Origin of the sequence: Legionella maioricensis (assembly GCF_023618015.1) — a bacterium.
GTDB lineage: Bacteria > Pseudomonadota > Gammaproteobacteria > Legionellales > Legionellaceae > Legionella > Legionella maioricensis.
Genome location: NZ_JAJKBJ010000016.1, coordinates 27,091 through 41,675, shown reverse-complemented (window position 1 = coordinate 41,675; position 14,585 = coordinate 27,091). Strand labels below are relative to the sequence as shown.

Here is a 14,585-nt window from a genome sequence, read left to right as displayed (position 1 = left end):
GGTCTCTCCTTACATGATTGACAAGTCTCAAGAGCATTTAATGTATTTTCCAGAATTAACTTTCAACAATCAGGCTACCCTTTTAGTATTATGCGATAGAACGCAAAATACCACCATCCACTCGAACAGACGCCCCATTGGTCGCTGCGGATAACGGACTGCATATAAACGCAACCATATTGGCAATTTCTTCAGGAGCAGCAAAACGTTTGATTAATGAGGAAGGTCTCATTGTAGTGAATACATCTTTTTCAACTTGTTCTGGCGATTTGCTTTGTTCTTTTCCAATACTTTTGACAAACTGGACTATACCTTCGCTACTCGTAGGGCCTGGAAGAATGGAATTAACAGTAACCTGAGTACCTGCGGTTGTTTCAGCAATGCCGCGAGCAATCGCTAATTGAGCGGTCTTACTCATGCCATAATGGACCATCTCTGCGGGAATTTGTAATCCTGATTCGCTGGAAATAAAAATAATCCTTCCCCAGTTTTGCTTCAGCATGGATGCAAGATAATGGCGGCTTAAACGAACCCCACTCATCACATTAGTATTAAACATACGCAACCACTCTTCATCTGAAATATTGATAAAGGGTTTTACTTCGTAAATACCTGCATTATTGACCAGAATATCCACCGTGGGCACTTGATGAATTAAAGCTTCTATCTCTTTTGGGTTACTTATATCAGCCGGTGCTGCAATCAATTGAGCAGAGGGAACGCTGGCTTTTATTTTTTGGATTGCCTGCTTAATCCGCTCTTCGGAACGGCCATTGATTACTACCGCCGCCCCTTCACGAGCTAATACTTCTACAATGGCAAAGCCAATTCCAGCAGTAGAGCCTGTTACCAGAGCTGTTTTACCATTGAGCTGCAAGTCCATAATTTATTTCTCCATTTCTATTTATGATTAATTTATTCTACCGCACCCACTCATCTATAAAATATACTAAGCTGCCTTCTTACACTTTAAAAGTATTAAATGATAAATAGCTGATACCAAGATCATTTTAGGGAGAGACTTACTATAATTAACCTTGTTACATGGAGATAAAAATGGCTATATGGTTCAGAGAAATTTCTATAGAAGAGTTAAATCGGATTGGCAAAAATACCATGGTTGAATTTCTTGGTATTCAATTTACCGAAGTGGGCGAGGATTTTTTATCAGCCACGATGCCTGTAAATGACCGAACCAAACAACCGATAGGTATTCTTCATGGCGGAGCCAACATGGCCCTGGCCGAAACAGTTGCCAGTATGGCGGCAAATGCAGTCATTGATCCCAATCAATTTTATTGTGTTGGCCTGGAAATTAATGCCAATCACATTCGTTCAGTTAGAGAAGGCCTGGTTAGAGCGGTCACTTCGCCTATTCATCTGGGACGTACCACTCAAATTTGGCAAATTGATATTTTTAATGAAGCCGGTAAAAAGACCTGTATTTCCAGAATGACTGCCTCTGTTCTGAATCGATAATACCCGATGAAGACTGGTCTGCTTTGACACTAACATTTTATTGCTATACTTATCTTAGCAATATGGATATTCCCAATAACAGTCACTTTCAATAGAGAAAAAACATGGAGCTAGTTCAAAGAGTCAGGATTTTAAGAGTTGTTTTGATCCTTATCGGTTTAATGTTTATTTTTGGCATTTATCCCTTAACCGTTTTTTGGCCAGCAGGTTGGGCTTGGCACGCAGCAGGTGTTTCACCCTATCTGCAGATGATACTTGGAATCTATGCAACCCTTGGGGTGTTTTTAATCCTGGCAGCTTTTAATCCTTTAGAGAATCTGAGCCTTATCTGGTTTACGGTTTGGTCAAGTATCGTTCATGGCGGTATCATGGCTGTGCAGGCATTTTATTATCGTGAACATATGGGACATCTGCTGGGAGATGTACCGGCACTCCTTTTATGTGCAATCATTCTGGCAGTACTTACTCCAAGAGCCAAGCAGTTAAAACAGACTGAGGCCTGATGAGGATATAATCTGAAGTAATGCCCCCAAACAGGGTACTTTGAAAAGTACCCTGTTTGGGGGCGATCTATCCCAAGACCTCAGTAGCTGGAATCGACAATTGCAGCATCTCTACCAGCAGTGAATTCACATTGGATTGAATTACAGGGATATGTTCATCTTTTTTTGATAAAAAACCGCTTTGTACGCACGTTCCAATAAAGGAGAATAGTCCGTCAAAATAACCATTTATATTAAGGAAGCCAATCTGTTTTTGCAGCACCCCGATTTTTATTGCATTCCATGTTTCAAACGCTTCTTCAAACGTCCCAAGACCACCTGGCATCACAATAAATGCATCGGCCAACTTTGCCATCATTTTCTTTCGTTCCTGCATCGAATCAACTACATGTAATTCATCTAATATAGTCAACGGTTTTTCCTTTTCTATCAGGTGATTGGTCGTAACTCCTATGACCGTACCGCCATGCTCTTTCACCGTGGTAGCTAAAAGTCCCATCATACCTGTGCTCGAAGCACCGTATATTAGAGTTAAATTCATCCTGGCAATTTGCTTACCCAGTAAAATTGCAGCTTCACAAAACTCACTATCATTACCAAACTTAGCACCCAAATAAACACCAATTGATTTCATTTAACCCTCTATAAATTTTGAAAAAGTAATCCATTGAAACTTCAATATACCGCAGGGAAAGAGATTTGCCACAAAATATTAGAAAAGATTTTCCATTTCATATACCCTGTCAGAAAAATAAATTTTGATAACAAGGAGCGTTTGATGCATCGTTGTCGGACTTTGATTATTAGTGGACTGCTCTATTCTTTCCTAAACACGGGTTTATATGCTCAATTACCGAGCAATTACCAAGACTTAGCGGCTGAAGAAAAGCGGGATTTATTATGGAGTGAAATTACCCAAAGTCATGAAGAAGAGCCTTTACCACCATTCAGTGGCAACAGTTTTAAAGAAGTCCTCCAAAAACTAAAAGGATTGTTTAACTTAAAACCTACTTTCGACTATTCCAGCGACGAATTACCTGAGGGACGAATGAAAATTATTCATGCCAATGGTTCGGTAGGCAAAATTGCATTTATTCCTGCTGCAAACCACCCGTTTACTGGTATTTATCAAACCGGCGGCATTGGTTTGGCACGTCTTTCTCTGGCAACCCCTCCAACCAATGAAAACTATATCCCTGGCATGGCTATTAAAATCTTAATTTCCAAAAATCCTTCTTTGAATTTGCAAGTGATGAATTTGCTTGAGGGACAAAAAGAGAATTGGAATTATTTTGCAAAAGATTTTTCCAATCAGATCCCTCACCCAACGAGCTGGACGTTGAAAGCCATTGAGAAAATATTTGAATGGACACGTGCTCCTGCCAATGATCTGCCTTTGTGGCATTTGGCTGTATGGACCAGTGAAGGTAAATACAATGGCATTCCCATATTTCCAGAGCGGATATATTTCAGGTCAAGCAACCTGGTAAAGGATTTAATTCCTGAAAATTCCCGTGAAGACTTCAGAACATCATTTTTACAAGTGCCTTTTGGCCCTATCTATGAAGTGTATGGCGAATACCAAGGTGCGGAGTACCATATAGGAACACTCATGTTAGAAAGTTATTTATTGGCTTCACATTACGGCGATAAAAACTTATTTTTCCAACACCAACGATAGAGCATGCCAGGTATAGAAGCACAATGGGCCATATGATGTCCCTTGGCTGTCAAGCCAAGGGGTTTTAGCGGCGTCTATCCTCGGACTGAGGGAGCGCTTCAATGCCATTAAGTTAAAAAACTTTTTTCGTCATCCTGAGGAGCTTGCGACGAAGGATCTCCCGCTATCGAGTAGATCCCACGCTACGCTCGGGATGGCGTTTTTCTAATGACAATGAGGGCACTTTAGCGCTATCTCGAAGCCTTTCGAGCCGCATGGAAGAAAGTTAGTTGTCTGTCTTAGCACTATTAAGGGGTAGAGGTAGTTGGTTACCCGGTCCATAGGATACGGATACCGATTTATTGCAATTGAGACAATTCTATTGCTGTCTTCATATCAATTTGAGTGATTAAAGAAAAAACGTGCTCCATTTGATGGGGAGGGATATTATTCTTTAAAAATTTCATGCACCGATAAACCAAAATAAGTGCTTCTAAGGCCAGGCTGGGCTCCCAAGTGATTAATTGATGGCGCTCAACCAATTCAATAATAAAAGTAAGATTAGGCTTTAAAACGACTTGTTCATTACGGTTAAGCAATGAATCGCAGATTGCCATATAAGACAACAGCTTTACCTTCCCACTAATGGAGTTCTTGTTCAATAACTCCAGTGATGCAAGATCTCCACGCTGATTCTTCTCAGTAAGAACTTCTTTCATTTGTTTTAATTGTTTTTGTTCAATCGCCGATAATGCAGTAATGTGACTTGCAAGATTTGGCAGTTTCTCTTTTGAAAAAGTGGCAAACTGCTCTTTATATTGTTCACTTAGAAAAGGCACCCCGTCGCTAAATTTCAATTGTTCAATAGATGGAAATCGAGCCAGAAAATTAACAAACTCACGTTTTATCATTTCGATTACCGGATTAAATGAACCATCCAGTTTTCTTAAGGCATTAAGGCTAATAAAATGTAAATCCAGCCAAAAGGGTTCTTGGGGGATCATTTCCTCTGCAATTGCAGCAAGTTCTGTAGGGTAACCCGCTTCCTGAGCTTTTTTTATCCGCTCGTGATTGAAATACTCTGGCGATTTGACTAAAGTTACCCCGTCTTCACTCAACGGAGCTTCTTCTATACCGCTCCAGGCCGCAATGCGATTTAAATAATAAGAATAGGCATTGGATGGCTCTTTGCCCATTAATTCCCGCGCCGATTGGGTTAAAATCAATAATGCGGATTCCAAATTTATTTTTGATTCTTTAGATGGATACTGCGTTGTCTCATTCAGCTTGGCTGATTGCTTTTCTTCTGTTTTTTCAGGTTCAGGAAGATTTGAAAAGGCCTCAATTAATTCTATTTTTTTTCTTAAACTCGAAAAAAAATCAATATTTGCTCCATGAGCTAATAGTTCATTTTCCAGTTTTTTAATCGAATTGAGTATGGATTTTTGAAACTCGCCGTCTTCTTTAATTAATTGGATTTGCATTAAATAGTTAATAGATTGTGCAGCATACCAGTTTAGAAATTCAATTTTTACTTTTTCACGCCCTTGAGGATAAGCTACATCCCAAAAATTTCGAATAAAATCCACAAGAAATTTTAACCCGACCGCCAATCCCTGAAACCGATATTGGCGAAACAAACTATAAGATAAATATGATGCAATTTGGATGTCTTTAGTATGATTGGTTAACAAGGTAACTGAGTTTTCAATAATCGTTGTCCAATTAACACTTGAAGATTGCCCCACTCTCGATAATTTTTGAATTTCAGTATGTAAAGCTATATATTCAGGCAGCTCATAACATTCCTGCCCCGCCTGATTGGAACCTGATAATGGTTTTGCGCCAAGGGCACTAATAGCATCAAGTTTAGACATCATATTCGCCTTGAGCCCAACATTCAGTTATCGCTCTTGGAACTTTAATCACTCGCGACAGATTTTTTTCAGCCAACTCATTTTCTCTTAGGGCAGCAAAGTACTTGCCAATTTGCCAAACAATGTCATGGCCCCCAGTTACCTTATAAGTAAGCCGTATGCTATCAATGTTATGAGCTCTTAAATACTTTATATGATCTGGAAACTGACTGGGATGGAACTCTTTTATCCCTCCATCAAACGCTTGTAAAAATCGTAAAAACCCTTCATTTCCAGGATACTCCATCACTAAGGTGGCGCCCGGGAAATAAAGAGAAATGTCGGTTGGTCCGCAACTCTCTAATTGCCAATTAGTAATTCTTTGGTGAGAGGGATAATTATAGTTTTCTAAAACATACTCTTTCTCTTTGCACTTAACGCGCAAAATTGTTTTATACGGAAGCGCCGTTGCTTTTACATCAAGATTCGTCGGTTGCGCGTGAATAGTCAAATTGACCGGTGGACGTTCCTCCGGTTTTTGCTTTAGATGACTTAATGCTTCTAAATCACCATTCATTCTTGTACCGGACAGTAATAATCGATAATACTGACTTTTGAAGGGAAACTCATGATTTAGAACAAATCTGGGGACAAAGTTGTCCCCTATCTGCTTGATGAAAGGTAAAGTGTATTTATCATTAAAAATCCAAACCAACCCTCCTTTACCAAATAGAGTCTGATTTAATTCAATGCCACTTAAAGAAGTGGTTTTAAGATACACTTCATCCAGCCATTTCTGTTGGATGTAACAGGACGCAAAGCGATTGGTATAATCTATGTAATAGTCTAAAGGGCCACGCATCAGCATCCAAAAAGGATTGGAACCATCCAATTGATCATAATGATCAAGAGCTCGTCTCATATCAACTAAAGCCTGGTAAGCCTGCATCACTTTGGACGATTGCCTGTCTGCCTCAATTTGACTTGCATACAAGTTCTTGGCGTTGGTATAGGCTTTAATGGATTGGACATAAGGCTCTTTATAGAGTTTCTTTAGCAAATCTCTATATCGCATATACGCTTTTACTGCATTGACTTGGGCATTAAAATTCAATTTATTGGCGACAGATGGAGGTCTCTTATAGGGATTTATGCCTCCGCCGTCCCACTGAGAAGGCCTTTCTTTAAGCTTATTCATCCAATCAGAAACCAGATTAGAAAGTTGTTTAAACTCTATTCCATTATCGCTGTCATGGCTGTAAACCATCAAATCGGAGAATTGCTGAACGAGCTGAACCCAATGAGGGGGCGTTAAGGGTAGTTTATTCTGAAATTCGGACGCCAATTGATGTAACAAGCCATTATAGGGACTGCTGGATTGCAGCATGTCATCGAAGGTTTGATCCCATTCGTATTGAAAGGCCAAGGTTTTAGTACCCTTATAGAAATTAAGGGAAAAACGCTTCCACTCTCCCAGGCGTGCCTCAGCAAACCAAAGCATAAAATTATTTTTTTGCCGGCTTATATCCATATAAACCGGTAAAGCATATTCAATTTGAATGATCAATGACTGAATTGCTGCTATCCCTTCAGTAGTATAGGCAGGGGCAATGACATACTCTCTAATGACATTAGAGCCTATCCAGAAACTATTCAATCCAATTTCTGATGCATCCTCTTGGGTATTTCCCCACTGAACGAGCCAATGCAAATCAGAGGCTAAGATACCTGATTGATCAAGCCATAAAATCAATTTGCCTGACTCGCCTCGCAACTCCTCTAAATTGGGATTCCAAATCACATAATCTTTATACAACAAGCCAAAAGTATTCAGAACGCGATCAGGCAGTTTGTTATAACCCAAATAGTTAATACGTGGGCTGGGCATTTGCATTATCGTGTCGCTATTGGCCCTACTGGTTACTTTTGCCTGGAGTAAATTGATCCGACTCACCATATTCTGCACTAAATAGGCTTGTTCGGTATCAGTAAGACCTCCTCTGTGAAACATTTGTACCATTCGATTATCAAGAAGATTCAAAATGTGTTTTTTAAAGTTAATAATGTATTGTTTGCTGTAGTAAGCATACAGTCGTTCCAAGCCCCCTTTATAGGGCAATACTTTAATTTGCAATTGGCTCTTAAAGGCATCGAGTTGATTCATCACCGTATGGTAATCACTAAACTGCAATAAATTTTGCTCAAATTGATCGGAGAATACTTCTTTTTTGGGCAAGGGCTTGATTAACTCAATCAGACGATTGGAGGTCGCATTATAAACATAAATCAGATAGCCTGCTGCAACGGCAGTAGCCAGATACCAAATCCCCAGATACTCCCACGCTCGCTTATCTCTTTGCTTGATTTCAGAACTTAATAACGACATCGGTCGGATTAATGAAAGTTGGATTTGATCAATAAAATCGTAATAAAAAACACTATCTTCTTTTCCATTGCGAGTATATTCACCCAACAAAAATACGCCATGCAAAACGGAGGGTTCCGTATAGGCTGAAGAAGCAAAAAACACGCTGGTGAAGCGAGAGTAATTCTCTTTTAACTCATTCAATGCCAAGGGAAAATTAAATACTTCCGCATTAATTGGTTTTTCGTTCTCCAATAAAACAATATCTATCACTTTATCAGCACGGTTACTTATATAGTTAAGTGGCTCGGTGGATGTTGACTGTTTTAAGGGGTCGGCAACGATATATCCTATTGCCTGAGTCAATAAATTCTCAGGCAATAGTTCAACATATTCTTGGAAGCCCGCTAAATTATTGCATTGGGTAATACAGAATAATACTTGCTGACGATAGCCAGTTAACTGACTGACCTGATCCACCCTGTCTTTCAATGTACGAGCGTTAAAAGCTATATCTGATTTATCGCCATTTAAAAGTCGGGAAGCTGGCAGCTCAATGACGATCTGATCAATCGGCGGCTTTATTTTATTTTGACTTTTAATGTGTTTAAGAAAATCAAGCCATTGTTTTTCTACTGTTTTTGAGGTATTTGCTTCGAGCAACTCACTATCAACACACCATATTGCAAAATTATCCAGTACATAAACCTGGTTGCGTTGCAGTGCTTCATCCTCAGCATCGCCCACCATAAAATGAGTATGGAGCTTCAAGCCATTAGAAATAAGAATAGTCGTTTTACCAAAAAAAATAATCCATGGCATTTGCCAAAAACGTTTTGTACCACCTGCGATGTGATTTGTCTGGATATAGTCAAGAGCATTATTTAAGGTTAAATATAAACCAGCGGTTTCAATCTTTTCACCAGCCGCCAGCGCCTTTACATTCTTTCTCTTTTTATACCACCTTCTGATAGCCCAGGTAATGCCGTCAAATATTAAAAAAGCCAGAATCAATGCGAGAAAAATCAATATGCCTATCCAAATAGGATAATCTCGATTAAACGTTATAAAGGCAGCGTAAACGCCCAAAATAGCGACAATCACGATCCAAAAAATGATATGTCCTAGTCGTCCCATTTTGCCTCTCTAGTATTTATTTAATTAACTGTAAATAATTAGTAACAGTGCTATTAATTACAAAATAAAAAAAGAAATAAATTATTAAGATGACCGGTATTGGTAACAACCACCATAACAAACTTTTTCGTTGATTTATATTTGAAGGAATAATCTTTAAAGCGTCATTCTTATAAGCTAAAGGAAACGCAATAAACTCCGATGGATAATGCGCCATATTAAACCCGTCACTCAACTGCTCCAGCGCAAAATTTTTATATTTAAGCAAATCGGGCTTATCCACCGGTTTATGATACACGCCCTTAAAACCTAAAACCAAACAGCGATAGTAAATTCTCACCAGATCTTCTTGTTTACTCGGAATCTTACTCAGACGACTAAAAAACTCTTCCCCGGCAGCAGTTGTATTAAAATACTCAGCCTGTAACAACTTATCTTGCCACTCAGCAACGCCGACCCATGGGGATTTTTGCACTAATTCATCAATCCAGGCACAAACAGCAAATAAAGCAGAATTCAAATTATCCTGATCTACCTCACGCCCTTTAAGTTTAATGGTGGTAATTAAAGAGACTACCCGCCCCCGAAAGTCACTATAAGTGACCGAGGCGAACTCATTACCCTTTAAGTCCCATACGTACTTAAATAGATCATAAAAGAGAGCTTGAAGAGTCACTTTATCCTCCTACCGCTACGATATCGATTATTATATCTACGGGAGCTTTTCCAACGTAAAATGCAACTTTGCATTCCCTCTCTACTTTGGACCACATCGATGATTTATGGTCAATTTTATAATAAAGGCAATTAGCTCCTTTAGGCACTCCATCCGGAGCGGAAAGCAGTCTGGAAACAGGGGCACCTGGTAAGGCAAAATCAATATAATTTTCGATCTCGGTATAAGAACATAATTTACCAAAATCTTTTATCATTTCGGCAATTTCTTCTTGATCATTTTGGGCATAAATAACCAGGAAATAATTTCGGCCTTGTTGGATAAAATGAGTTCCCAGATCAGCAAAATAATGATTTTTTTCTTTAACCAGACGGCGGATTCGATCAGGATCAGCCATAATAGTGAATAATAGTTTGGTCATCATTGAGGCAATTAAATTAAAACTTTTACTCAAATCACTATGATCATAGACAGGCAACGCCGAAATGCTCCCAATGCCTCCTTCAAAAAAATTAACATCTGTTGAATAAAAACTTAATTCACCAATGATTTGTTGCAAGAGGCCATATATTTGCCAGGGATGAATGTCTTTCGCGCTGAGTAAATGTTTCATAAAAGGAACGTTGCGTAATAATGAGCGTAATGAAAATAACCGTCCAAAATTGCTATTATCAATTTGGGAGCTGTAAGAGTCGATGGGTTGTTTGAATTGTTCTAACTTACTCGTTACCTTCACTAAATCATTCAGTATTTGATTCATTAATTCATGTAAATTTTTATGGGCTACGATGCTGACACAGGAAGGATAAAAACTGGATTCAAAAAATATTTCATTATTAATCCGTTTGAGTTCGGCGGCTTGGATAATGGAATAATTATGAGTATTTTCAATTTCACTTTCCCAAAACAACTTGACCACATAATATAAGGAGCGCAGGTGAGCCTGGGCACCCTGGTGATAATAGTCAGGTAATTCATCTCCAGCATTCCAACTGATATAGCGAGTGCTTACCCCCGCTAATTTTTCCATATCATCAACAACGGTGACATTACCTACATTTTTCGAAAGCTGTTTCACCCCTATATATACTTTTAGCGAATTAGCATTCACTGGCCAGTCAGCAATAAACGAACGAGGTAAAAATTTGGCATTAACATCCACTTCTATAAATTCGCCACTAGGTAAAAAAAACGCCATTTTTTCTACATCAAAAACGCCGCTCTTTAATGATTTTTCGTTAATAACCAGCTCGGTAAATCCCCAAAAAAAGGGAGTTACATAACGCAAAAATTGAGAATGAATATAATGCTGATTCAGTTCAGTATATTGAAAATGTTGGGGCTGCAAAAAAAGACCATGTTCCCAATCAATCGGCGTATTCCAAATCATATTTATTTACCCTAACAATTATTTATAGGTCACAAGATTCTTTGTTTTTGGCAATGGTTTTGTCACTTTTGAAGTGGTTTCAGTATAATTAATTGCCTGTGCTCCTAGATCCAGAAAAATAGCAATTCGTCCCATGCGACGCGTTTCTTCCCAAAAAGTAATAGGTTTCCAATTCTTAAACACCGGTATTTCATAAATACGCACTACTCCTGCAGGGGTTAGATTATAATACCCCGCAATAACTACAATAGTTTTGGCACCTGCCATCCGGGCCATAGTGAAGGTTTGGGTCGTTCCTGGTGCAACAAAAAAGGTTTGTAAATGTACTTTACTATTTTTTGGCGATGAGCCATCCGCCTCGGTATCCCCATCCAGTAATTCGCTAATCCCTTCCGAGGTAATAATCTGATTTTGGATGTCTTCTACTTTCTCTATCTGTATTATGCCCAGTTTTAAAGTATGTTTTCGATGGTCGTATTGATTCAAGTCCTTGCTGGCCTGCGCCCGAATAAGGATTGCATTATCTTGATAGCTGCTTGCTAATTGGGGCTCTTTATTCTTTCCGCCACACCCAACCAAAATTAGCAAGATGAGATAAAATATTATTTTCAACATTCTATTTATTTTTATTATCCCTAATATAAAGGCTCTGATGAGCAGCAACCTTTTAGAATAAACCTAATCTTATCATGGTATCAGAATGCATATGGAAAACAATAAGTTGGCGTAAGAAACGTCATCCAAAGCGAAGCGAAGGATCTCCCAAATGTAGCTCATGCCTATTTCAGGAGATCCCCTTGTCGCAAACTCCTCGGGATGACGGAGCCACTAAGCCTGATTGCTTCACTTATTTTAACCAATAGCGAACTTTGAACATATCAATATCCTTTTGAGGTGCCAACCAACTTGCAACCCCCAAGGTACTGGTCATTTCACAAGCCAACCGTATGGGTTTAAAGGAACCTTTATCAAGAATCACTTCAATGAAATAGGAAAAAGGCTCCTTTATATATAATTGCAATAACAATTTTAATCGGTTGATGTGTTCTGTATTAGCTAAAAATGAGGGGAATACATCAGCATTTAAAGGGCCTATAGAAATCAATAAGCTGTTACTGTTGGATTTAAACTGGCTGCCTAAGTAAGCAGTTTCACTTAAATGATGATTCGCCTCGCCCAAAAGACAATATTGTTCTTGCGGTATATCTTGGATGGCAGGAAAAAAAGAAAATACATTAAAAGGTACTTTGAAATAATCAGTTAAAAATTTTTTTAAACTCCAAATGGATTTGGTATCAGATACCCAGTGAGTAGCATAACGCAATAAATAGCGGTGATTGGGTATTTTTTCACGCACCTCTTTAACAGCTAATCCTATAAACCCATAGAGAGCATCTTTATAAAGATCATCATCATATTCAGCAAACTGTTCAAATATCCTGTTTTTAGACCAGGCGTTAAATAATAAGCTGTACAAACGTTTATGAAAAATATCCAACAGACATTTGACTTCATCCGAATCAAAGTCGTCATCCTGGATTAATTGTTCCGTGTAGAAAGTAGGCAACGGAGAGGTTGTTCCGTACAAACTAAAAAAAGTAGCCGTTAACGTAAAGCGATTATCCTCGTCCCGTTTGATATCCCGAATATCCGCATCTGGAAAGGCTAAACTTAATAAAGGAATGATGGATAAAGTTCCTTTTAATCCTTTTTTTTCTTCATATTTTAATAGATGGCCAATTAAGCGAATGGCTTGATAAAAATTAAAGCTTTTGGGTTGCGTTAATAATTTATCTAAGATGCTAAGCTCGGGTTGTTCAGCCGCGGTAACCATTTCCATACCTCTTTAGTTCTTGCATTTTCCAAATGTAATAGAGTGAAGGTATTAATTGGTGCATTTAAGCCAAAAAAAACATCCATCACGCAACCAAATAAATACATATCCCCAATACATCTAAAGCAATCCGGATCACAAATCAAAGTAATATGGGATCCCGCGATCATTTCGCCGTAATAAAGACGGCGCGCTTTATCAACAATAATACTTTCAATGCCTTTTATCCGGCTCATATTAAGCTGATAATTTTCACCTTTTTCATAAATATACAGATTAAAAACATGCCGCAGATGGTTTTTATCTAATAACTGAAGCAAATTAAGGGCTAACAAGGATTGAAAATTCCAGATCAGACTCTGATCGTAAACCGGAATTAAAAAAGATGAAGGTGGAATAAGATTAGTATAAGTTAAATTCTCAGGGGAACTGTCAGTAGGCAAAGTAATATCATCTTTATCCAACAACCTGGTTAGCGGGCCGTTACTACAAACCAATTCGACGGATATCGTTTCATCGACCGGCAACTCATTATCAAAATCATAATAAAAACTAATATGAGTAGTTCGACCAGGCCCAGTGACTGAAGGACGTTGATGATAGGTATATTTATAATTAAGACTCAACTCCTGGTTGAAATTCAATAAATGATCGTATTCGATACGTTTCCTTTCCTGCTGGCGATACCCAGTAACCTTCTTCACTTCATATACCGAATAATTTTCATCAAAATCATTGTTAGGAACAATTCGATAATCCGGCTGTTTATGATTTAGGAAAATAGGTTCTGCATGATGATCAAACAAGTTAATTATAGGTACTGCATTCAATACCAATTGAAAATCATCCAGATTGGACACCCATTTCGGTACTTCTTTTAATTCAAAGGTGATTTTAAAATCAAGCTCATCAGTATTTTTTTGCCACTTTTCTAACCCGGTTAAACGTAGAAATAAAAATTTATAAGGTTGATTAATATATTCATATAAAACTCTATGTGGATGATGAATATTGGAAGGCTCAGGATATAAAGTCTCTTCATTATCAAAAGCACATGGTTGTAAATGGTCAGGTGATAAAACTAATTTATCGGCTCCCGTTGCCTCAACAGTAATTCTACTGACATATCGTTGCAGTAAATAAAAGGTATTGCTGGCCTCTTGCCAATTTTGATTAATAAAAAATCGTAGTGAAGAAGCCTGCCAATTACCTAACGTAATACCACAAAGCCGGCAATTGATTTCAATCTGGCTAATGCCACTTACGGAATCCTGAAAATCAATACTGGAAATAACCACCGGTTCTACGGTGATGGGGATAGTCGTACGAAATTGGCATTTAATTTCATTAATAGGAATCGAGGCTAGTTCCGTTCCTTTGGAAATGAACAGCGCCTCGCCCAGATTATCCTTGGGAATGAACTGGATCACCGAGGTACTGGGTATGGGTTTTGAATATTGAGAAAAAAACAGCTGGGTTAAGTCATCGACCATCTCAGGTAATTTTTCATCAATCACCATCTGAACCTGGCTCGTTAGAAAGGCGACCCCTTCCAACAAACGCTCCACATCAGGATCAGTGCTCTGCTCTCTTAATAATGGGGCGATTGCCGGATATTGCTCAGCATATTCTCTGGCTAATTTTCTTATTTTATTCAGTTCATTTTGATAGTAATCAATTATCAT

At 38.5% G+C, this 14,585-nt stretch carries 12 protein-coding genes; 3 read left to right on the top strand and 9 right to left on the bottom strand.

Going from position 1 to position 14,585, the window contains the following annotated elements:
* Nucleotides 1-88 precede the first annotated feature (88 nt).
* Nucleotides 89-883 (bottom strand): SDR family NAD(P)-dependent oxidoreductase, encoded by a 795-nt coding sequence (locus LOX96_RS12540; protein ID WP_250422724.1) that lies wholly within the window; start codon nt 881-883, stop codon nt 89-91.
* A 173-nt stretch (nt 884-1,056) separates the two neighbouring features.
* Between LOX96_RS12540 and LOX96_RS12535 the strand changes: the two genes are divergently transcribed.
* Nucleotides 1,057-1,479 carry a hotdog fold thioesterase gene (locus LOX96_RS12535; RefSeq protein ID WP_250422727.1) on the top strand — a complete coding sequence of 141 codons (423 nt, stop codon included), beginning with the start codon at nt 1,057-1,059 and terminating at the stop codon, nt 1,477-1,479.
* Between the two features lie 104 nt (nt 1,480-1,583).
* Entirely contained in the window at nt 1,584-1,982 is a 399-nt protein-coding gene (locus LOX96_RS12530; protein ID WP_250422731.1) for a DUF6632 domain-containing protein, read from the top strand.
* Between the two features lie 67 nt (nt 1,983-2,049).
* Here LOX96_RS12530 and LOX96_RS12525 read toward each other — a convergent pair whose 3' ends face one another.
* Complete coding sequence (locus LOX96_RS12525) at nt 2,050-2,616, bottom strand: LOG family protein (protein ID WP_250422736.1); 567 nt, start codon at nt 2,614-2,616, stop codon at nt 2,050-2,052.
* Between the two features lie 144 nt (nt 2,617-2,760).
* On the opposite strand from LOX96_RS12525, the gene LOX96_RS12520 reads away from it, so the two are divergent.
* On the top strand, nt 2,761-3,663 hold the full coding sequence (locus LOX96_RS12520) for a hypothetical protein (RefSeq protein WP_250422740.1): 903 nt from the start codon (nt 2,761-2,763) through the stop codon (nt 3,661-3,663).
* 338 nt (nt 3,664-4,001) lie between these two features.
* On the opposite strand, the gene LOX96_RS12515 is transcribed toward LOX96_RS12520, so the two are convergent.
* The 7 genes from LOX96_RS12515 to tssF form a co-directional block, all read right to left on the bottom strand.
* Nucleotides 4,002-5,519, bottom strand: a complete 1,518-nt coding sequence (locus LOX96_RS12515) for a TssA family type VI secretion system protein (protein WP_250456372.1) — start codon at nt 5,517-5,519, stop codon at nt 4,002-4,004.
* Nucleotides 5,512-9,000 (bottom strand): type VI secretion protein IcmF/TssM N-terminal domain-containing protein, encoded by a 3,489-nt coding sequence (locus LOX96_RS12510; protein WP_250422744.1) that lies wholly within the window; start codon nt 8,998-9,000, stop codon nt 5,512-5,514. Before LOX96_RS12510 ends, LOX96_RS12515 begins: the two co-directional genes overlap by 8 nt.
* A gap of 16 nt (nt 9,001-9,016) precedes the next feature.
* Entirely contained in the window at nt 9,017-9,676 is a 660-nt protein-coding gene (locus LOX96_RS12505) for a DotU family type IV/VI secretion system protein (RefSeq protein WP_250422746.1), read from the bottom strand.
* A 1-nt stretch (nt 9,677) separates the two neighbouring features.
* Nucleotides 9,678-11,066: a type VI secretion system baseplate subunit TssK gene (tssK, locus tag LOX96_RS12500; protein ID WP_250422748.1), complete on the bottom strand. Its 1,389-nt coding sequence runs from the start codon at nt 11,064-11,066 to the stop codon at nt 9,678-9,680.
* Nucleotides 11,067-11,084: 18 nt separating this feature from the next.
* Complete coding sequence (locus LOX96_RS12495) at nt 11,085-11,681, bottom strand: type VI secretion lipoprotein TssJ (RefSeq protein ID WP_250422750.1); 597 nt, start codon at nt 11,679-11,681, stop codon at nt 11,085-11,087.
* 232 nt (nt 11,682-11,913) lie between these two features.
* Nucleotides 11,914-12,900, bottom strand: a complete 987-nt coding sequence (gene tssG / locus LOX96_RS12490) for a type VI secretion system baseplate subunit TssG (RefSeq protein WP_250422752.1) — start codon at nt 12,898-12,900, stop codon at nt 11,914-11,916.
* The gene (gene tssF, locus LOX96_RS12485; RefSeq protein ID WP_250422754.1) at nt 12,861-14,585 is read right to left on the bottom strand and encodes a type VI secretion system baseplate subunit TssF; all 1,725 of its coding nucleotides are present in this window, start codon (nt 14,583-14,585) and stop codon (nt 12,861-12,863) included. Before tssF ends, tssG begins: the two co-directional genes overlap by 40 nt.